We start from the raw sequence: 22,139 nt of genomic DNA on the forward strand, positions 1-22,139 counted from the left end.
GAACTGACTCGGGGAGCGCTCTGCGCTGCACCACGGCGTCGCCGGCCTGCCATGTCGCCAGCATGCCATGAGGAACTGGCGTCGTCCATCGCTTGACTAGAACGTGTTCTTGCGTGATGCTGACACGCACTTTGCGAGTTAGCTCATGGGGGTGGGGCGGATGGACCGGGCGACGGCAATGCCGAGCGATGGCAATCGACTTTCCGCAGACGTCGGTGGCGCCCGGCGGCGTGCGCAAGTGACGGCACGGCCGACAGACCAATGGCTCACGCAGCCGAGCGCAAGCTGAAGTCAGCTGACGTGACCCTCGCGACAGATGCTGTTGAACTCGAACCGATCTCGCAGATCTTCAGCTGCACCAGATGACACTTCGGCGACTATGATCGCCGATCTCGAGCAGATTCATTGCCTAGTCGAATTCGGCGCGATCGGCATATCTCCAGTCGACGGCAGAGGATGCGTTCGCCGCTTTGTTGAACGACGAGTTCGGTATGCCTAAGTCTTTGCCTGGATTGGGTTCTTGTTCTTTGGAATAGAGGTTCCGAAATGGTCGATCAGCAGAAGCTGCAACATCTCCTACGACGGGTCACAGCCGAGCTTCAGGAAAGCAGGGCCAAGCTGCGGGAGCTGACGCAGCAGGCCTCGGAGCCGGTGGCGATCGTGGGCATGGGGTGTCGTTTTCCGGGAGGCGTGGGGTCGCCGGATGATCTGTGGCGCCTGGTTGTCGAGGGTCGTGATGCGGTGTCGGCGTGGCCGTCTGATCGTGGGTGGGATCAGTCGGGTTTGTTATCTCCGGAGCCGGGTGTTGCGGGTAAGTCCTACACAAACAAGGGCGGATTCCTGTACGACGCGGCCGAGTTCGACGCCGGGTTCTTCGGGATCAGTCCGCGCGAGGCGATTGCGATGGATCCTCAGCAGCGGTTGCTGCTGGAGACGGCATGGGAGGCGTTGGAGCGGGCGGGTATCAAGCCGGATTCATTGCGTGGCAGTGATACTGGCGTGTTCGTTGGTGTCCTCGGACAGACTTATGGCGGGATACCCGGAGTCGGGGCTGATCATGGCGTGGAGGGGTATCGATTGACCGGCTCTTCGCCCAGTGTGGTGTCGGGTCGGGTGTCGTATGTGCTGGGGTTGGAGGGCCCTGCGGTGTCGGTGGATACGGCGTGTTCGTCTGGTCTGGTGGCGCTGCATCAGGCGGTGGCGGCGTTGCGTGCGGGAGAGTGTTCGCTGGCGTTGGCCGGTGGTGTGACGGTGATGACAACCCCGGGGACGTTTGTGGAGTTTTCCCGGCAGCGGGGGTTGGCGCCGGATGGCCGGTGTAAACCGTTCGCCGATGCTGCCGACGGGACCGCGTTCGGTGAGGGCTCGGGTGTGTTGGTGTTGGAACGGTTGTCGGATGCCCAACGCAACGGTCATCAGGTGCTGGCGGTGGTGCGTGGTTCGGCGGTGAATCAGGATGGTGCGTCGAATGGTTTGACCGCTCCGAACGGGCCCTCGCAGCAGCGGGTGATTCGGCGCGCGTTGGCCAATGCCGGGGTGTCCGCGGCCGAGGTCGATGTGGTGGAGGCGCACGGTACGGGCACCACGTTGGGTGATCCGATCGAGGCGCAGGCGTTGCTGGCGACTTACGGGCAGGACCGGTCGGAGGATCGGCCGGTGTGGTTGGGTTCGGTCAAATCCAATATCGGGCACACCCAGGCGGCTGCCGGTGTGGCCGGGGTGATCAAGATGGTGCAGGCGCTGCGTCATGGGGTGTTGCCCAAAACCCTGCACGTGGACGCGCCGTCCTCGCATGTGGATTGGACCGCGGGACACGCTGAGCTGCTGAGTCAGCCACGGGACTGGCCGGAGGCCGATCGTCCGCGACGGGCCGCGGTATCGGCCTTCGGTATCAGCGGTACCAATGCCCACGTCATCCTCGAACAGGCGCCGGAATCGGTGACCGACCCCGTGACCGACGCCGGTGCTGGTGGGGACGGGCCGGTGGCGTGGGTGGTGTCGGGTCGCACGCCGGGGGCGTTGGCGGGGCAGGTGCGGCGTCTGCGGGATTTCGTGGCCGGTGACCCGTTGATGAACGTGCGGGACGTGGCGCGGTCGTTGGTGTCTCAGCGGTCGCGGTTCGACCACCGCGCGGTGGTGGTAGGTGCGGATCGTGACCACTTGCTTGCAGGGCTGACTGCGCTGTTGGAACAGACTCCGAGGCCTGGCGTGGTGACCGGCGTGGCTGGAGCGCCACGCAAAACTGTGCTGGTATTCCCTGGTCAGGGGGCTCAATGGCTGGGCATGGGAAGACAGCTACTGGACTGTTCGCCGGTGTTCGCTCGGAAGATGGCCGAGTGTGATGCTGCGTTTTCGCCGCTGGTGGATTGGTCTTTGTTCGCCGTGCTCGCGGGCGCGGAAGGAGCGCCGTCGCTGGAGCGCGTCGACGTCGTTCAACCGGTGCTGTTCGCGGTGATGGTGTCGTTGGCCGAGCTGTGGCGCTCGGTTGGTGTTGTTCCGGACGCGGTAGTGGGTCATTCCCAAGGCGAGATTGCTGCGGCGTGTGTGGCCGGGGCCTTGTCCCTCGAGGACGCCGCTCGGGTCGTGGTCCTGCGGTCGGCCGCCTTGATTGCTGTGACTGAGCGGGGTGGGATGGTGACGGTCTCCTTGCCCGTCGACCAGGTCACCACGCTGCTCGCCGGATACGACGAATTGTCGGTGGCTGCAGTGAACGGCCCGCAGGCAACGGTGGTGTCCGGTGCGGCAGTGCAGCTCGAGGATTTCCTGGAAACCTGTGCACGCGACAACGTTCACGCACGCCGGATCTCGGTGGACTACGGCTCCCATTCGCCGCAGGTCGATGTGCTCCGCGAACCGCTACTGAAGGCGCTGGCCGAACTTGCGCCCAGATCGTCACAGGTGGCGTTCTGGTCCAGCGTGACCGGTGGTGTACTGGACTGCACCGAGTTGGATGCTGACTACTGGTTCCGGAATCTGCGGGAACCAGTGTGTTTCCAACAAGCGGCTCAGGCCCTACTGGAGGACGGGTACAACGTCTTCGTCGAGGTCAGTCCGCATCCTCTGCTCACGGTCGGTATCGAGCAAACTTGTGACCTTCAGGTGGGTGCCGATCAGGTGACCGTGGTGGGTTCGCTGCGACGTGACGAAGGGGGCATGGACGCTTTCCTACTGTCGGCGGCGCAGTTGGAGGTGTCGGGTGTGGGGGTGGATTGGGCGGCGGTGCTGGGGCCTGCCCATGGGGGCGGGGTGTCCTTGCCGACGTATGCGTTTCAGCGGCGCAGATATTGGTTGGATGCAGTCTCGAGCGGTGGGGACGCGTCGTCGTTGGGGCTGTCGGCGGCTGGTCATCCGTTGTTGGGGGCGGTGGTGGTGTCCCCGGACGGGGACGGTGTCGTACTGACAGGCAGAGTCGGCCTGGCGACCCATCCGTGGCTGGCCGATCGTGCCGTGGGTGGGTTTGTGCTGCTCCCGGGGACCGCTTTCGTGGAGCTGGTGTTGCGTGCGGCAGCGGAAGTGGGGTGTGCGCTGGTGCAGGAGCTGACTTTGCTGACGCCTCTTGTGCTGCCCGACGAGGTCGGGATGCACTTGCAGGTAGTGGTGGACGGTGCCGACGAGCTCGGCTGCCGGTCGGTGTCGGTGTATTCCCGCGCCGAGGCCGCCGACGGCAGGTGGGTTCTGCACGCACAGGGTGTGTTGGGTATCGAGGGTGTGCCGGAACTGGATGCGGGGTTGGCAGTGTGGCCGCCCGATGGTGCGGTCGCCGTGCCTGTGGATGGTCTGTATGACCGGTTGGCTGTTGCCGGTGACGAGTATGGACCGGCGTTCCAGGGGTTGCGATCGGTATGGCGGTGTGGCGCGGAACTTTTCGTGGAGGTCGAGCTGCCCGAGTCGATGACCGATGTGTCGCGGTTCGGGGTGCATCCGGTCTTGCTGGAGTCGATCCTGCACGGACAGCTCGTCGATGTCGATCCCAATCCCGGGCAAGTGAAGTTGCCATTCTGCTGGCAGGGGGTGACTTTGCACGCGACCGGAGCGTCGCTGCTGCGGGCGCGTATCACTCCGGTACCCGGCGAGATCGATGCAGTATCGATCCAGGTCGCCGATGCGGCCGGGCGGATGGTGCTCACGACGCGGTCCTTGACTGTGCAGGAGGTATCTTCCGCACAGCTGGACGCCTCCTCGGTGCAGGACGTGTTGTATGGAGTGCAGTGGACGCCCATAGCGGCGCAGGCCATCTCGCCTGTCGATGCCGAAACCTTCACCGGCGGCGAGGTTTTCGGTAGCTGGGTGCAGAACCAGGACGTGACCGTACCTGCGGTGGTCGTATTCGATCGTGGCGCGGTCGTTGCCGGTGAGGACCAGGATGTGCCGAGCCGTGTCCGCGATTCGACGCATGAGATGTTGCGGGTGTTGCAGGCCTGGCTGGGTGGGTTGCGGTGTGCGGCGAGCACCCTGGTTGTGGTCACTCGTGGTGCGGTCGGCCAGGCTGGGCACGATTTCACTGATTTGGCAGGATCGGCGGTCTGGGGTCTGGTGCGTTCGGCTCAGTCGGAGGCCCCGGGCCGAATCATTCTGGTCGACACTGACACTGACGAGCTGACCGCCGACGGGCTGGCGGCGGTGATCGTTTCGGGCGAGCCCCAGGTTGTGATCCGTGCCGGTGTCGTGCACGTAGCCCGATTGACCCGGCTACCTGTTCCGGCCGCGCCGGGTTCGGGCGCGGGTGGCGTGGCGTCGGCCGGGACGGTGCTCGTAACCGGCGGTACGGGTGGTTTGGGTGCGGCGTTGGCGCGGCATCTGGTGACAAACCATGGGGTGCGGTCGCTGGTGTTGGCGAGTCGTCGTGGTGCGGCTGCGCCGGGAGCGTCGCTGTTGGTGACGGAGTTGGGCGCGTTGGGTGCCCGGGTGCGGATTGTGGCTGGTGATGTCGCGACCCGCGATGGGGTGGCCGAGTTGTTGGCGGCGGTGCCTGAGCAGTTCCCGTTGACGGGTGTGGTGCACGCGGCCGGCGTGCTCGATGACGGTGTGATCGCGTCACTGACACCGGACCGGATGGACGCGGTGCTGGCAGCGAAGGCTGATGCCGCCTGGTATCTGCACGAGGCCACGAGCCGGATGGATTTGGGGATGTTCGCGCTCTACTCGTCGGCGGCAGGTGTGCTGGGCAATGCAGGGCAGGGCAACTACGCAGCCGCGAATGTGTTCCTGGATGGGTTGGCCGAGCATCGGCGTGCGAGTGGGCTGGCCGCGACTTCGATCGCGTGGGGGTTTTGGGCTTCCGATACCGGGATGACCGGGCATCTCGCTGATACCGACACCGCTCGGTTGGGGCGTGTTGGGCTGTCACCTATCTCGACTGAGCAAGGTCTGGCAATGTTCGACACTGCGATCGTTGCGGACCGTGCCGCAGTGGTTGCCGCACCGCTGGATCCTGTGGCGCTGGATGCGCAGGTCAGGGCTGGGACATTGATCCCGCTGCTGCGGGGACTGGTGTCGAGTGCACGACGTCGTTCGGCGCTGGAGCCGTCGCGGGAGCGTGAGGCGGGTCTGCGAGAGCGGATTTCAGTGCTGGCGGATGCCGAGCGACTGCCGATGCTGCTGGGCGTGGTGCGAGACCAGATGGCGGTTGTGCTCGGCCATGATGGTCGCGACGCGATCGATCCGGCTCGCAACTTCCGGGAGTTGGGTTTTGATTCGCTGGCCGCGGTCGAGGCCCGTAACCGACTCAATACGATCACGGGACTGCGGCTGCCCGCGACCCTGATCTTCGACCATCCCACCCCGGCCACCCTCGCCCGGCACATCCTGCACGAACTGCTCGGATCCCATGAGGAGACCGTGGCATCGCCGATGCGGCCGTCGGATGCAGCTCGCGAGTCTACCGATCTTCTGGTGGCAGAAACCGCCGCTCCCGAAGAGACTTTGGTCGGTGTCATCCGGCAGGCGATCGCGGACAATAGGTTCACACATGGTGTGGCACTCTTGCGAGCAGCAGCGAAACTCCGTCCGCGGTTCGACCACTTCTCCGGGGGAATGCCGACCGGTATCAGAATCAGTGGCGGGGATGCCCTGCCACACTTGGTATTCATCAATCCCCCGGAATTCCTCGGCGGATCCATTCAGTACACGCAGCTTGCCGCCCATTTGGGCGGTCACCGCCGTGTCTCCGCTATCCCGCTGTCGGGATACGACGCGGACGAGCCGCTCCCCGCATCGCTCGATGCCGCTATCGACAGCATTGTCGCGACGGTCCTCGCTACGGTGGGCCAGGACGAATTCGTGCTGGGCGGCTACTCAGCAGGGGGAAACATCGCCCACGCGGCGGCGACTCGTCTATTGGAACAGGGAAATACCCGGCTGCAGGGCCTGGTCATCCTTGACGGCTTCATCGACCGCGAGGCGAATGAGTGCCAACTGAACGGCCGCGGGAACCACATGCTCGAGATGGACGCGACGAGCCCCGACCTCGCCGGCCTGACCAACGCACGATTGACCGCATTCGGTTGGTGGTTCGACCTGGTGATGCAGATCGAGCACAAGCCTCTTGAATGTACGACGCTTGTCGTCAAGTTCACGCGATTGTCGCCTTTGGATCAGAGCCTCAACGAGTGGCCGATAGAAGAGTGGTCAACCGCGCGGACGGTTCACACCGTGGACGCGGATCACGTTGCCCTGTGCGGTGCCGAGGTCCAAGTAACGGCACAGCTCATAGACCAATGGCTCACGCAGCTGAGCGCCGGCAGCCGACCTATTCAGTGAGGGAGACGTAATGAGCACTATGACATCGCAACCCGATCACGAGATCGTGGTGATCGGGGCGGGTCCCGGCGGTATCGCGGCGGGTGCGCTGCTCAAACGCGCGGGGATCGAAGAGTTCACCATCCTGGAACGCGCGGGCGAGGTCGGCGGCAGTTGGCGCGACAATACCTACCCGGGGATCAGTGTGGACGTACCCGGGTTCATCTACCAGTACTCGTTCGCTCGCAAGGCCGATTGGCCAACGCCATTCCCGACAGGGGCCGAGGTCAAGGCGTATCACCAGGACGTCGCCCGCCGCTACGGTCTCTATCGGCATCTACGGTTCCACACCGAGATCGTCCGCGAAGTCTGGGACGAGACACACCGCCGATGGGCGTTGCACACCGCTGACAACGACATCATTACGGCCAGGTTCGTGATCAGCGCGGTCGGCGCCTTTCTGCGACCCAAAGTCGATAGTGGCATAAAGGGTCTCGACGACTTCGCCGGCAGCGTGCAAAGCCCGGCCACCTGGGACCATGCACTCGACATGACGGGTAAGCGCGTGGCTGTGGTCGGTACCGGCGCGAGTTCCGTGCAAATCACGCCCGCGATCGCGCCTGAGGTAGGTCACCTTGATGTCTACCAGCGGACGCCTGCGTGGTGCTTACCCAAACCCAACTTCCCGATACCGCGCTGGTTCCAAGCCGCCTTGCGGGTGCCAGGCGTGGCAGCGGCCCAGTCCGGGATAATATTGCTGGGGCTGGAACCCATTGCCAGACTGTTTACGTATCTGCCCTTGACAGTGGCGAAACCGTTGATGGCCGCATTCGATGCCTTCACCAAGCGGGTTTACCGAGCGTATCTCCGACGGACTATTGACGACCCCGCAACGGCCGCCGCACTGACACCCGGCTATGGACCCATGGCGAAGCGACTCGCCCTGTCAGCCGGATATCCAGCGGTGTTCAATCGCGATAATGTTCGCCTTGTCACCGACGATATCGAGCGGTTCACCGAGCAGGGCATCCGGACCAGCGATGGCACCGAGCATCAATATGACGTCATCGTGCTGGCAACCGGCTACGAGATGCACACTGAGCCGGAAAGCTACACCAAAGGCACCGTTGTCGGGCGGGATGGATTCGATCTCGGTCAGTTCTTCCACGCCAATGGAGTACAGGCCTACGAGGGTGTGGCCATAGCCGGCCTGCCGAACCGCTGGATGCTGGTCGGACCGTACTCGTTGTCCGATATCGGATGGCACGGGATGGTGGAAACGACTGCATCACACGCTATTCGAGCGATAGCGGAGGCGCGGCGGCGCCAGGCGTCCACTGTCGAGGTGAGCGAACAGGCGCACGCCGCTTACCATGCCGAGATCCGCAAGCGTGGTCAGGTCCTTCGACACTACGTCGAGACGCAGGGCGTTCCAACCTACTACCGCAACTCGCACGGTGACACGCCGTATTTCCGGCCCGCCGGTGCCCTCGAAACGCGTTGGCGTGGCAGACATTTCCCGTTCACCGACTATCACTTCGATGCGGAGTATCAGCTTCCGGATCGTCGTGTGGACGCACACGGTCTCCCATGATCAGCAGCTGAGGCGTGTTGAGGAGTCGTCGGTGGGTCTGCACCGGGATTATGCCGGAGGTCCGCAGCGCGGCTTCCGGTGCGGACCAGCCGGCCTCATCGGTTGGATCGGAGTATGACCTTCAGCTGATACGGCTCGGGGCGCAGCGTCCCACGTTCCCTCATGATCAGTGGTGTGCCGTCGGTGCTCAATTCGAAAGCGGACAGAATGCGGGCGATCAGCAGCGTGGCTTCGTGGAGCGCGAACTGACGGCCGATGCAGCTGCGCGGCCCGGTGCCCCACGGCTCGAAGAACCGGTCGGGATGGCTGCGCAAACGGTCGGGTTCGAAGCGAGACGGATCGAAGATGTCGGCGTCAGGACCCCAGACGTCCTTGCCACGCTGTGCGGCCAGGGCAAGGACGAAAACCATTTGCCCGGCAGGGATCCGATACCCGCCGAGATCCTGATCGGTGCGAGCTCTCCGGAAGTATCCGGGTGCCGGCGGCCATAATCTCAGGCACTCGTTGAGAGTATGACGGATCAGTCGCATCCCGGTTACTGCGTGGTAATCGAACCCGCCACGCGCCAAGACTTCGGTGCGGAGTCGTTCTTGTAGTTCTTGATCGGCGGCGATGTAGTGCAGTACCGATTCGAGAAGTGCGGCTGTGGTTTCATATCCTCCTGCCATGAAGGTCAACACTTGCTCACGCACGTTGTCCGACGGCAACCGCCGGCCGGTTTCCGGGTCGATGGCCGTGAGCATGAGGTTGAGTAGATCCTCATCATCAGTCGGATGAGCTTTTCGTTCAGCGATGATTCTGTCGGCAAAGCTATGGATCACCTCGACATTGCGGCGCACACTGGGTTCGAGAATCCGCCGCCGGAGTGGGCCGATGATGGGCAATGCAAGGCCGGCGTCTGACGCCATTCGCAGTAAGTCCCCGAGCGAATCGATGAACGCCTGAGAATCGGCGCTGTCGGGCGCATCATGGAAAAGTCCGAGATCCCTGGTGAATCCAGCACGGCCGATGACTTCTCCCGCGGCCCGCGTCATGGCCGAGTGCGTGTCGATCACGCCGTCACCGGCGGACCATTCCGCAACGAGATCATCGGCGACCGACTGCATGGCCCGGTGATAGCTGCGCATTGCCTTCTGCGCGAATGCCGGAGTCAGAATACGGCGCGCCTGGCCCCACAGCGGATTGTCGGAATCTACCACGAACAGACTGTCCGGCATGAACCGCTGAAACTCGAGGACAGGCCCGTACAGTGAACGCGCCCAATGCTGTTCATCCAAACACTGGGTCGCGAGCCGAGCGCCCGCCACGTAGATGAAGTGCAGGCCGAGAACTCTCCGTTCGAAAATGGGGCCGAGCGATGCGGCCAGGGCCACTTCATTCTGAATGGGACGATAGCGGTCGAGATGGGTGATATCACCCAAGAGGGGCACACGCCGATGGGGATGGGGGAGGTCTCGACGAATCAGGGGCGGTGTCATGTGCACATCCTTCGGGCCCAGCTGCATGAAATCGCCTGAACATCAACGGTGTTCGCGAAGCTACGAGATACCGAATTCGTCCTCCAACAGATCCAGTAATGTCTGGTCACTCATGGCCATGACGTCCTCCGACGGGGATGCATCCCGGTCTTCGTTCGCCCGACTGGCGATTCGGGTCAAATTCAACAACTTCGAGTAGAATTCATTGGTCATTGTTTTGCCGTCGATCATATCCATTACCTCCTTTTCCAGGCGCGAAAAAGAGTCGGGGGTATCGGTATCGGTGAGTTGGATAAGGATGTGCGCGGTCACCGCGTCCGGCGTCGGATAGTCGAAGACCAGCGTCGTGGGCAACCGCAATCCGGTGACGGTGTTCAACCGGTTGCGCGCCTCGACCGCGGTCAACGAATCGAAACCCAGATCCCGGAAACTACGGCCGGCATCGATGGCCACACCGCTGTCGTGACCCAACACGGCCGCGACCTGACCGCGAACAGTGTCCAGAACCAACGCCTCTCGCTCGGCGTCGGTCAGTCCCTCCAACCGCTGCCGCAGACCCACCACAACTCCCGTGACGCGGCGGCCCTCCGGCAGCAAGCCCTCCAGCAACGGAGCCAGAGTGCCTGCGCGCGCACCGGCAGCCAACGAAGCCGTGTCCACGCGAGCAGCGACCACACCCGCACGATGTTGTGCCACAGCGGCGTCGAACAATGCCAAACCCTGCTCGTCCGACATCGCCAGCACCCCACCCCGACCCAGACGAGTGGTGTCGGTATCGCCGAGGTGTCCGGTCATCCCGGTATCGGAAGCCCACAACCCCCACGCGATCGAAGTCGCGACCAGCCCACTCGCACGCCGATGCTCGGCCAACCCGTCCAAGAACATATTCGCCGCCGCGTAATTGCCCTGCCCCGGAGTGCCCAACACACCCGCAACCGAGGAATACAACACGAACAACGCAAGATCCAACTCACGGGTCAACTCATGCAGATGCCATGCTGCATCAGCCTTGGCCGCCAACACCGCATCCACCCGATCCGGACTCAACGACACCACCACACCATCGTCGAGCACACCCGCGGCGTGGACCACACCGGTCAACGGCGCGTCCTGGGGTACCGCGGCCAACAACTCCACGACCTCGCCGCGATCGGACACATCACACGCCACGATCCGCACCCGGGCGCCCAACCCGGTCAACTCCGTGACCAAGTCCGCTGCCCCCGACGCCGCCGGGCCACGGCGACTGGCCAACATCAACGACCGCACCCCGTAATCGGTCACCAGATGGCGCGCCAGCATCGACCCCAACCCGCCGGTACCACCGGTGATCAACACCGTGCCCGCCGAAACCGCCGACACCACACCCGAATCCACACCACCGGAACCCGCCGGGATGGACAGGGCGATCTTTCCGATATGACGTGCCTGACTGAAGTATCGGAACGCATCACGCGCACGCCGAATGTCATATGTCTTGACGGGCAGTGGAACGATCAGTTGCTTGTCGAACATCGCCTTGAGATCGGCCAGCATCTCCGCGATCCGATCCGCCCCGGCATGCCACACATCGAACGCACGATATTGCACTCCTGGATAGCGAGCGGCGACTTCTCCGCTATCACGTATGTCGGTTTTGCCCATCTCCAAGAAATGACCACCGCGCGGTAACAGCTGCAAAGACGTATCGACGAATTCCCCGGCCAGCGAGTCCAAAACGATGTCGAAACCACGACCGCCCGTGGCCGCCATGAACTGTTCCCCGAAATGAAGAGACCGGGAATCACCGATGTGCTGCTCATCGAACCCCATGGAACCCAAGGTGTCCCACTTACCCTGGCTCGCGGTCCCGTACACCTCGATTCCCCAGTGTCGGGCCAACTGTGTAGCCGCCATGCCCACCCCGCCAGCCGCCGCATGCACCAGCAAAGTCTCTCCCGGCCGGGCCTGAGCCAAATCCTGGAGCCCGTAGTAGGCGGTGAGGAAAACAATCGGAACCGTGGCCGCATCGACGAACGACCACCCCTCAGGCATGTGGACGATCAATCTCTGATCCGTCAGCACAAAAGGACCCAGACCATCTTCGATCAGCCCCATCACCCGGTCTCCGAGGGCAAAGCCCTCCACCTCCGGGCCGACCTCGACGACCACCCCGGCAATTTCCATGCCCATCCGGGTGTTCCCCACGTCCACCGCACCCAGACAAATGAGAACATCTCTGAAGTTGAGGCCGCCGGCCCGCACCGCAATACGGACCTGACCCTGCCCCAATAGTTGATCCGCGGCACGGCACGGGTTCAGCCTGAGCCCGTCGATAGTGTCATCACCGGCTTCCAGTTGCCACGACACCGACTCCGGCACAAGCAGACCCAGCGAATCGGTCAGCCGGGCCAGTCGGGCCAGGTGCAGCACCTCGCCACGGACCATCACCTGGGGTTCACCACAAGCCAACACCTCGGCCAGAGCCACCCCCGGCATGTCGATGGGGTGATCGGTGTCCAGGAGCACGACCCTGCCCGGGTCCTCCGACTGCGCCGAACGCACCAAACCCCACACCGCGGCACCGGCCAGATCAGCGATCTGCTCACCCGCACGCGCGACCGCACCGCAGGTCAACATCACCAGCACGCTCGCAGTGAACCGCGACTCACCCAGCCACGCTTGCAACACGACCAGCGCCTCACCGGTCGCCCGATGCACCCGCCGCGGCACATCCTCAGCAGTGCCGTCGGTCTCGCGCCGGTCCAACACCACAACCGGCGGCACCGACGCAGTATCGTCGCGCGTCCACGCCAAAAATCCCTCGACCGTGGTGAACACCCGAGACTCCGGCACCGACCCCGAACTCGGGATCGGCGTCGGCGCTGGTGTCCACTGCACCGCGCACAACCGCTCACGCGTGCTCGCCGCGCCCAATTGTCGCGGCGATACCGGCCGCAAAGTCAACGACCCGGCCGTCAACACCGGGTGCCCGGCAGTGTCGGCAACCTCGATCTCCACCGCGCCGGTACTGGAATCAGTCGGCCGGATCCGGGCCCGCACCACCGACGCGCCGACCGCATGCAGCGACACCTCGGACCACGCGAACGGCAACATCACCTCGCCACCGGCATCGGTAGCCATCACCGCGGCGTGCAGCACCGAATCCAACAACGCCGGATGCAGCCCGAACCCCGACGCATCACTCCCCGAATCCGGCAATGAAGCCTCGACGAACAACTCTTCACCACGACGCCACAATGACCGCAACCCCTGGAATGTCGCACCATAGTCATATCCGAGATCGGCCAACACCGAATACAGATCGTCCACCGCCACCGCCACCGCACCACGCGGCGGCCACACCGCCAGCCCCTCCGACACTGCCCCGGCGGCAACCGAATTCGCGAAATCGACACCCTGCCGATCAAGCACCCCCTCAGCATGAGTGACCCACCCCGCCTGCGGGTTCCCGGCATCACGGGAATACACCATCACCCGCCGCACACCCTGCTCATCGTGCTCATCGACCACGACCTGCAGCTGCACCGCGGTCTCGGCGGTCAACACCAACGGGGTCATCAATGTCAGGTCCCGCAACACCGGGCATTCGACTTCCTCCGCGGCCCGCATCGCCAGCTCCACGAACCCGGTACCGGGGAACAGCACCACCCCGCCGACCGCGTGATCGGCCAGCCACGGCTGCGACGCCAACGACAACCGACCCGTCAATACCACCGCACCCGTGTCCGCGGACACCATCACCGCACCCAGCAACGGATGCCCGGCCCCGGCCAACCCCAACGACACCGCGTCACCGGTCCCGGTCGAGGTCGGCCAATAGCGGCGACGCTGGAACGCATACGTGGGCAACTCGACCCGACGACCACGACCGTGACGCACCGCATCCCACACCACATCCACACCCGACACATCCAACCGGGCCATCGAACGCGTGAACGCGACCGCGCAATCCTCGCCACGCAGCAGCGAACCCACGATCACCGGGTCATGGCTGCTGCTGTCGGGATCGGCTGCCTCACAGATCTGTTCGATGTCGACGGTCAGCAGGGGGTGTGGGCTCGCCTCGACGAACACGCTGTATCCGTCGCGGTGCAATTCCTGCACGGCCTGCTCGAAACGCACCGTTTCCCGCAAATTGCGGAACCAGTACTGGGCATCCAATTCAGTCGGGTCCAGGATCGTGCCGGTGACGGTGGAATAGAACACCACCCCCGACGAACCCCTCGAACCGGTGGAACCTTGCGAACGCGGTTGGATTTCGGTGAGTGCGTCGAGCAGGTGATCGCGGAGTTGTTCGACCTGGGGAGAATGCGAGGCATAATCCACCGCGATCCGACGTGCGCGAACATCGAGTCGCTCACACTCTGTCAGGAACAACTCCGTCTGCCCGAGGTCACCGGACACCACTGTCGATCCCGGGCCGTTGACCACAGCCACCGACAACCGGTCGAACCCCTCGAGCAGTCGCTCGGCCTGCTCGACCGAGAGCCCGACCGACACCATCGCGCCCTGACCGGCCAACGCCGTCAACGCCGCCGAGCGCAGGATCACGATCCGGGCGGCATCCTCGAGCGACAACACACCGGCCACATAGGCTGCGGCGATCTCGCCTTGGGAATGACCCACCACGGCATCGGGTTCCACACCGACCGAACGCCACAGCTGCGCCAGCGACACCATCACCGCGAACAACACCGGCTGCACAACCTCGACACGCTCCAGCGAGGGCGCACCCTCGCCACCGTCGAGCACCTCGAGAAGCGACCAGTCCACCAACGTGGAGAACACACGATCACACTCGGTCATGGTCTGCGCGAACACCGGCGAGGAAGCCAACAACTCCCGCCCCATCCCCAGCCACTGCGCACCCTGACCCGGGAACACCAACACCGTCTTACCGTGTCTACCGACGACTCCCGACACCACCGCACCAGCATCGGTGGGACCCGCGGGTAGCCCCCTTGCCACCGCGTCGAGCCCGCCCAGCAACTGCGCCCGGTCTCCGCCAACGATCACCGCACGATGGTCGAACCGCGACCGACCCGCCAGTGTCGCGGCCACATCCTCCGCGGCCACGTCCGGACGCTGTCCGAGATAGGTCGACAACCGAGCCGCCTGCCCCGCCAACCCGTCCCGGGTCCGCGCCGACACTGCCCACGCCACCGGCGCCAACCCAACCATCGGTGTTCGTCGTTGCGGTGCGGGCTCGCTCACCGGTGCTTGTTCGAGGATGACGTGAGCATTGGTGCCGCTGATGCCGAACGCCGACACCGCGGCACGACGCGGACGACCAACTACCGGCCAATCACGTTGCTCGGCAAGCAGTTCCACCCGTCCGGAATTCCAATCCACATGCGATGTCGGCTGATCGACGTGCAAAGTCTCGGGTAGCACTCCATAACGCATGGCCTGCACCATCTTGATGACACCGGCGATTCCCGCCGCCGCCTGGGTGTGCCCGATATTGGACTTGATCGAACCCAACCACACCGGCTCCAGATCACGATCACGCTGACCATAAGTCGCCAGCAACGCCTGCGCCTCGATGGGATCACCCAATGTGGTGCCGGTGCCGTGCGCCTCGACGACATCGACCTCGGTCGCGGATACTCCGGCATTGGCCAGCGCCCGCCGAATCATCCGCTGCTGCGAAGGCCCATTCGGAGCGGTCAAACCATTGGACGCACCGTCCTGATTGATCGCACTGCCCCGCACCACCGCCAACACCTGATGCCCATTGCGTTGGGCATCGGACAGCCGTTCCAACACCAGTACACCCGAACCCTCGGCCCACGCGGTCCCGTCGGCGGCCTCCGCGAACGGCTTACAACGACCATCGGCGGCGAGCCCGCGCTGCCGGGAAAACTCCACAAACATTGCCGGGGTGGACATCACAGTGACACCACCGGCCAACGCCAGCGAACACTCTCCCGCGCGCAATGCCGCCACCGCCTGATGCAACGCCACCAGACTCGACGAACACGCCGTATCCACCGACACCGCGGGTCCTTCCAAGCCCAGCACATACGACACCCGGCCCGACACCACGCTCGCCGTGCCGCCGGTCAATCTGTAGCCCTCGGACCCCGTCGTGTCGCCGGTACCCGAACCAACGTCGTACGACTGGTCGGTCACGCCGGCGAATACACCGGTGTCGCTGCCGCGCAAGGTGGCCGGTTGGATTCCGGCGTGTTCGAGTGCCTCCCACACCGTTTCCAGCAGAACCCGCTGCTGCGGGTCCATGGCGATCGCTTCGCGCGGACTGATCCCGAAGAACCCCGCGTCGAACTCGGCCGCGTCGTAGAGGAATCCGCCCTCATTCGTATACGACTTACCCGCAACACCGGGCGCGGGATCGAATATCCCGTCCCAACCACGATCGGCCGGGAACTCCGAGATCACGTCACGACCATCGACCACCAACCGCCACAACTCTTCCGGAGAGGACACCCCGCCCGGGAAACGGCAGCCCACCCCCACGATCGCCACCGGCTCGGACAGCGACACCGGCCCCGAAACCGACACCGCCGATACCGCGGCGTCCGCGGCGTCCGCGGCGTCCGCGGTGTCGGTGAGTTGGGTGAGGATGTGAGTGGTCACAGTGTCGGGAGTCGGATAGTCGAAGACCAGGGTCGCGGGCAACCGCAACCCGGTGATCATGTTCAACCGATTGCACAGCTCGACCGCGGTCAACGAATCGAAACCCAGATCCCGGAAACTACGGTCAGCATCAATGGCCGCAGCCCTGCCGAGCCCCAGAACCAGCGCACTCTCACCCCGAATAGTCTCGGTAAGTAGAGTCCGAGCCTCGTCTACCGGAAGTTGAGCCAGCCGTCGCCGCGCCGCAACGGTGTCCTCGATAGCCAATGGCTCCGTGTCCCGGCACTGATCGGCAGCAATCATGCCTGAATCACGGTTGGCGTTCGCCGATGTCTCGGCGGTTGCGTACGTGCTGTCCAGCCAGTACCGATCCCGCCGGAAGGCGTAGGTCGGCAACGTTATCCGGCAGCCGCCCGGAAACAGCTTCACCCACTCAACCGGAGTGCCCGCCTCGCAGGCGCGGGCCAGGGCATGCATCACAGCGAACGCTTCCGGTCGCCGCTTCCGCATTGTGGCCAACGTCAGCACATCACTCGCCGGAGACGACTGACCGACGAAACCCGCCAGTCCGGCGGCCGGACCCAGCTCAATGAATTTGGTTACGCCCAGCTCACGGAGCAGGTCTAATCCGGCCCCGAAATGTACGGTCTCTCGAACATGGCGTACCCAATACTGTGCTGTCCCATATCCTGGACCCGCCAGTCGACCATCCAAATTGGACACGAGCGGGATCGCCGGCTCGGTCGCTGCGATCGCTGCCGCCGATGCCGCGAACTCGCCCAGCATCGGCTCCATCATCGTTGAATGGAACGCGTGCGAGACATTCAAGCGTGTCGCTCGAATGGACTGCCGTTGAAGATGCTCGGCAGTCTGTTCGATCGAGTGTTCGGCACCCGCGACAACTACGGCGTCCGGTCCGTTGACCGCGGCAATGTCGACGTCCTCGATCCCCAAGTCTTCGAGCATCGCCCGGACATGGTCTTCGCCGGCGCGTACCGCGAGCATCGCGCCACCTGTCGGCAGCAGTTGCATCAACCGGCCGCGCGTCGCGACCAGCAGCGCGGCATCCTCGAGGGACAAGACGCCGGATACGTGCGCAGCGGCCAGTTCTCCGATGGAGTGACCGATGAGGAAATCCGGTGTCACTCCCCAATCCTCGAACAGCCGGAACAAGGCGACCTCGACGGCGAACAAGCCCGCTTGGGTGAATATTGTTTGCGTGAGCTTCTTCTCATCCGACCCCCAGAGCACCGCGCGCAACTCACCCCCCAGATGCGGGTCCAGCTCGGCGAGCACTGCATCCATGGCGTTGGCGAATGCCGGGAACGTCTCATACAGCTCTCTGCCCATACCGACCCATTGCGAGCCCTGACCCGGCAGAACGAACGCCATCTTCCCGGACCTGGTCACCGCTGAGGGGGCAGTGCCGATCCCGGCCTTCGCCAGTTCGCGCAGCTCACCAAGCAGCTCCTCACGATCGGATCCCACCAAAACTGCGCGATGGTCGAACAACGACCGAGTCGTCAACAGCGAATAGCCCACATCCGCCGGCGACAGGTCGGGATGCTGTTCGACATGCTCCAGTAGCCGTCGTGCCTGGCGGTGCAGTCCGTCGCGGGTTTGCGCCGACACCACCCACACCAACGGTGCCCATTCTGACGGAGGCTCCGATTCGGATGCGGTCGGCGGCATCGTTTCCCCGACAGTCGGAGACTGTTCTTCGGGTACGGGTGCCTGTTCGAGGATGACGTGTGCATTCGTGCCGCTCAGGCCGAAGCCCGATACCGCGGCGCGGCGCGGCCGCTCAACAACCGGCCAATCACGTTGCTCGGTAAGCAGTTCCACCCGCCCGGCGTTCCAATCCACCTGTGTGGACGGCGTATTCACGTGCAGCGTCTTGGGCAAGATTCCTCGACGGAGCGCGTGCACCATCTTGATGACCCCTGCCACACCGGCAGCCGCCTGGGTGTGCCCGATATTGGATTTGACCGAACCCAGCCACAACGGCCGATCCTGCAGCCGATCCTGCCCGTAGGTGGCCAGCAACGCCTGCGCCTCGATCGGATCACCCAACCTGGTGCCAGTGCCGTGCGCCTCCACCACATCGACCTCAGCGGCAGACACCCCGGCATTGGCCAACGCCCGCCGAATCACCCGCTGCTGGGAGCGCCCGTTCGGAGCGGTCAGACCATTGGACGCACCATCCTGATTCACCGCCGAACCACGCACGACCGCCAACACCTGATGCCCGTTACGTTGGGCATCGGACAACCGCTCCAACACCAGCACACCCGAGCCCTCACCCCACGCCGTCCCGTCGGCAGCTTCAGCGAACGGCTTACACCGACCATCGACAGCGAGCCCACGCTGCCGGGAAAACTCGACGAACGTCGCGGGAGTGGACATCACCGTCACACCACCGGCCAGCGCCAGCGAACACTCCCCCGACCGCAACGCCTGGACTGCCAGATGCAGCGCCACCAACGATGACGAGGCCGAAGTGTCGACCGAAACTGCCGGGCCCTCCAACCCCAACACGTACGACACCCGGCCCGACACCACACTGGATGAACCGCCGGTCAATTGATAGCCCTCGACGTCGACCGGAACCTGCCCGCCGGCGCCGACCCCATAGTCGTTGTGCATCACCCCGCAGAACACTCCGGCGTCGCTTCCGCGTAGTTCCAATGGGTCGATGCCCGCTGATTCCAGCGCCTCCCATGCGGTTTCCAGCAGCACTCGCTGCTGAGGGTCCATCGCCAACGCCTCGCGCGGACTGATCCCGAAGAACTCGGCGTCGAACTCGGATGATTGATGGAGGAATCCGCCCACGCGCACATAGGACTTGCCTGGCACACCGGGCTCTGGGTCGTACAGGTGTTCCAGGTCCCAGCCGCGGTCTGTCGGAAAATCTGTTAAACCATCACGACCGTCAATGACCAACTGCCACAGGTCTTCGGACGACTCCACACCGCCTGGAAACCGGCAGCCGGTACCCACTATCGCGATCGGCTGGCTCATGACCTGTCCATCGATCGGCTGCGTCCGCTCAGGCTCATCGTTGAGAAGCTCAGCGCGCCCTGGATACAGCCGAGTCATACCAATCCCCTATTGAGTCGAGTGAAGTTGGGTTGCGATGCTAGGCCCTGAATTTCTAGGTGTTTGCCGAGGCGTAGGCCGCTGAACTCTGATTCGGCTGACGAGCCGGCCACATTTCGTGCTGAGCGGTCGCCACCAAAGGTCGACATTGCATTCGCAACGATGGGCGTAGGCATCACGTCTCCGAAACGCCGCGATCGCCGACATTTGACTCCCCATACCTGATTTCCCACCCCTCAGATCTGGCCGAACTGGCGAGCAGAACCCGAAAGTCAGAACGGGTGTGCTCGCAGAGACGGTCGATCCCCCGAAGCCGTCTTGCCCGTGCCCGGCAGGATCATTGGGCCGACCAGAGACCACTTCATCAAAGTAGAACACGTTCCTGCCCGATGCAAGCATTCGGTCCGAAGTGACTGGTGGACACCAGACTTCGTGAACTCGGCGACCACTTGCCTCCTGGAAAAGGTCGGGTGGCCGCCATCCCAGACCGGAAGCCCACTCCCCGAACTGTCGCTCGAAAGCGACTGCACGTAACCCGACGACGGCGCGCACAGACTGCTAGCCTCGGCGAGCGGCCCAGCATATCGGCTGGGTTTCAGCGCCTAGAGGGGGGCAAACCATGACAGTTATGGAGTTTCGCGACTCCGAGAGCTCAGCCCGACGCACTTTGCGGTGGGCTCGCGAATGGGGGTGGCTTGCATCCTTGGCCTTCGTGCCCGCGATTCCTGATCGATTCAGCCGGGTATACGACGATATTTTCACTGCATCCAACTGGCTTGGTGAGGAATCGCTATTCTTCAACCTGGGCTACTGGAAAGACAATCCCCAAACTTTCGATCAAGCGGGCGCGGCATTGGCTCGGTTGGTAGCGACCGAAGCGGGCCTTGGGTCCGATGATGTGGTGGTTGACGTCGGCTGCGGATTCGGCGATCAAGATTTTCTCTGGGCGGATGAATTCGGGCCGAAACGAATTACAGGCGTAAATATTTCCGCGAAACAGGTCGAGATCGCGACCACACGGGCCGCCGAACTTGGGCTCAGCGATATCGTCGAGTATATGCACGGGTCCGCAAGCGATCTGCCTCAGTCCGATGCGTCCGCAACGAAAGTGACCGCGCTCGAATCAGCGCTTCACTTTCCGTCGCGTTCACGATTCTTCGATGAAGCATTCCGAGTTTTGGCACCTGGCGGCCGGTTGGTGACCGCCGACGTCGTGCCGCTCGCAAATGAGCATGTTTCGGGCAGGTCCAGCCGGTTACGTCCGCTGGAAAAAATAGTGCACGGCATTTTCACGACTGGCCGCCAGAATCACACCAATGCGGAGGAATACCGCCAAGCGCTCGCAGCAGCCGGCTTCCAAGATGCGAGAGTCTATTCCATCCGTGATCACGTCTATCCGCAATATGCGGAATATGTCAGCCGTAAGCTCAGGCAGCCGGAGATGAGGCGAATTAATCCGTTGATTCGGAGCTTTTACGGCCAAAGAGGAGCCGCGCTTTGGGCCCCTTGGCTTGACTATATCGTCGCTGTTGCGGACAAGCCGTCTGCGGGAGATGGTCTTTAGCCTGAATCCTTCTTGCACTGATCCCGCGCCGGCGTAGCCGCCGCGGGATCAGTGGTTTTCCGGTTCTGGTCGTGGGGCACAGGCCGGACATGGGAGCGATGCAGGGCGTCTCGGATCTCCTGACGAAGTCCGCCATTGTCGTTGCAGGCCAACACATCCCGCAGCATTTCCTTCGCGATCCATGCGGCGGCGATGTCGCCGTTCGGCGTACGTGACCCGCCCGCCGGATGGCGTCGACCATCTCGTTGGCCTACTTGACCAGGATGGAACCTGTCGACAACCAGTTGTGCGTGCGACGAAGCCTCACGCACGGCCTTCGCAGGGACCCCGGACATGTCGATTGCGACGTGCGTGATGGCGGCCTTCCATCGCTCGTCGCGCTGACCGAACCAGTCGGTGACCGCCCCCGAGCCCTCGATCAATCACCGACACGATCCCGATCGGTCACACCAGACCCCATCAAGTCGGAAGAGCCTTTACACCGGGGTTAGCCGGCCGGTGAGCCAGCGGTCGCCGTCCTTGTGCATCTCCATCCGCACCCGGCTCCCGGTGGTGGCCGCGTCGGGGGCGTCCGCGCTGGTGGTGATCTGGTTCAGGAACAGCAACACGACGGCGTCATCGGGGTCGGCCGAGACGACGGAGCCGCCCTGCACGGTGACCTGCACGGTGAGCTTCTTCTCCTTTGCACCAGGCGCGATCACCTCCGCCACCAGCGTGTTGTAGTCCTCCTTGAACGACCCGGTCAGGCCATCCGCAGCCTGGGCGAGCTGGTCGTCAACGGTGTTGTAGTTGTAGGACAGCATGGCCACCGCCTGCTCACCCGCCGCCGCCACCGCGTCGGTCCGCGCCTGCTCGGTCTTGTTGTCCTGGAGGTGCTGATAGAACAGCACCCCGACGCCCGCGGCCAGGGCGATGACCAGTGCCGCGGCGACCGCTGCGAGCACGGTGCGCCGCATGCTGTGGGGAGTGTCCGTGGTGATTTCCGAACCGGCCGACGCGTCGGTGACCGTTTCGGTCGACTCGACCTCGGCTACCTGCTCGCTCGCCTTGTCCTCGGTGACCT

General features: G+C 63.8%; 6 protein-coding genes and 1 pseudogene. 3 read left to right on the forward strand and 4 right to left on the reverse strand.

The window, feature by feature from the left end; all coding sequences use genetic code 11:
* Positions 1-546: 546 nt before the first annotated feature.
* Positions 547-6,759, forward strand: a complete 6,213-nt coding sequence (locus tag FCG67_RS16165) for a type I polyketide synthase (RefSeq protein ID WP_136910745.1) — start codon at positions 547-549, stop codon at positions 6,757-6,759.
* Positions 6,760-6,769: 10 nt separating this feature from the next.
* Positions 6,770-8,332, forward strand: a complete 1,563-nt coding sequence (locus FCG67_RS16170) for a flavin-containing monooxygenase (protein WP_246045109.1) — start codon at positions 6,770-6,772, stop codon at positions 8,330-8,332.
* A gap of 95 nt (positions 8,333-8,427) precedes the next feature.
* Here FCG67_RS16170 and FCG67_RS16175 read toward each other — a convergent pair whose 3' ends face one another.
* Both FCG67_RS16175 and FCG67_RS25385 read right to left on the reverse strand, forming a co-directional pair.
* Entirely contained in the window at positions 8,428-9,810 is a 1,383-nt protein-coding gene (locus FCG67_RS16175) for a cytochrome P450 (RefSeq protein ID WP_136910746.1), read from the reverse strand.
* 60 nt (positions 9,811-9,870) lie between these two features.
* Entirely contained in the window at positions 9,871-19,518 is a 9,648-nt protein-coding gene (locus tag FCG67_RS25385; RefSeq protein ID WP_425467848.1) for a type I polyketide synthase, read from the reverse strand.
* 706 nt (positions 19,519-20,224) lie between these two features.
* Here FCG67_RS25385 and FCG67_RS16185 point away from each other — a divergent pair.
* Entirely contained in the window at positions 20,225-21,076 is an 852-nt protein-coding gene (locus FCG67_RS16185; RefSeq protein ID WP_246045110.1) for an SAM-dependent methyltransferase, read from the forward strand.
* Between the two features lie 95 nt (positions 21,077-21,171).
* On the opposite strand, the pseudogene FCG67_RS16190 reads toward FCG67_RS16185, so the two are convergent.
* Both FCG67_RS16190 and FCG67_RS16195 read right to left on the reverse strand, forming a co-directional pair.
* Positions 21,172-21,486 (reverse strand): annotated as a pseudogene (locus tag FCG67_RS16190) (transposase); the annotation flags it as partial.
* A gap of 66 nt (positions 21,487-21,552) precedes the next feature.
* On the reverse strand, positions 21,553-22,032 hold the full coding sequence (locus tag FCG67_RS16195; RefSeq protein ID WP_342775490.1) for a h domain protein: 480 nt from the start codon (positions 22,030-22,032) through the stop codon (positions 21,553-21,555).
* Positions 22,033-22,139: the final 107 nt, after the last annotated feature.

Origin of the sequence: Rhodococcus oryzae, from assembly GCF_005049235.1 — a bacterium.
Lineage (GTDB): Bacteria > Actinomycetota > Actinomycetes > Mycobacteriales > Mycobacteriaceae > Rhodococcus_G > Rhodococcus_G oryzae.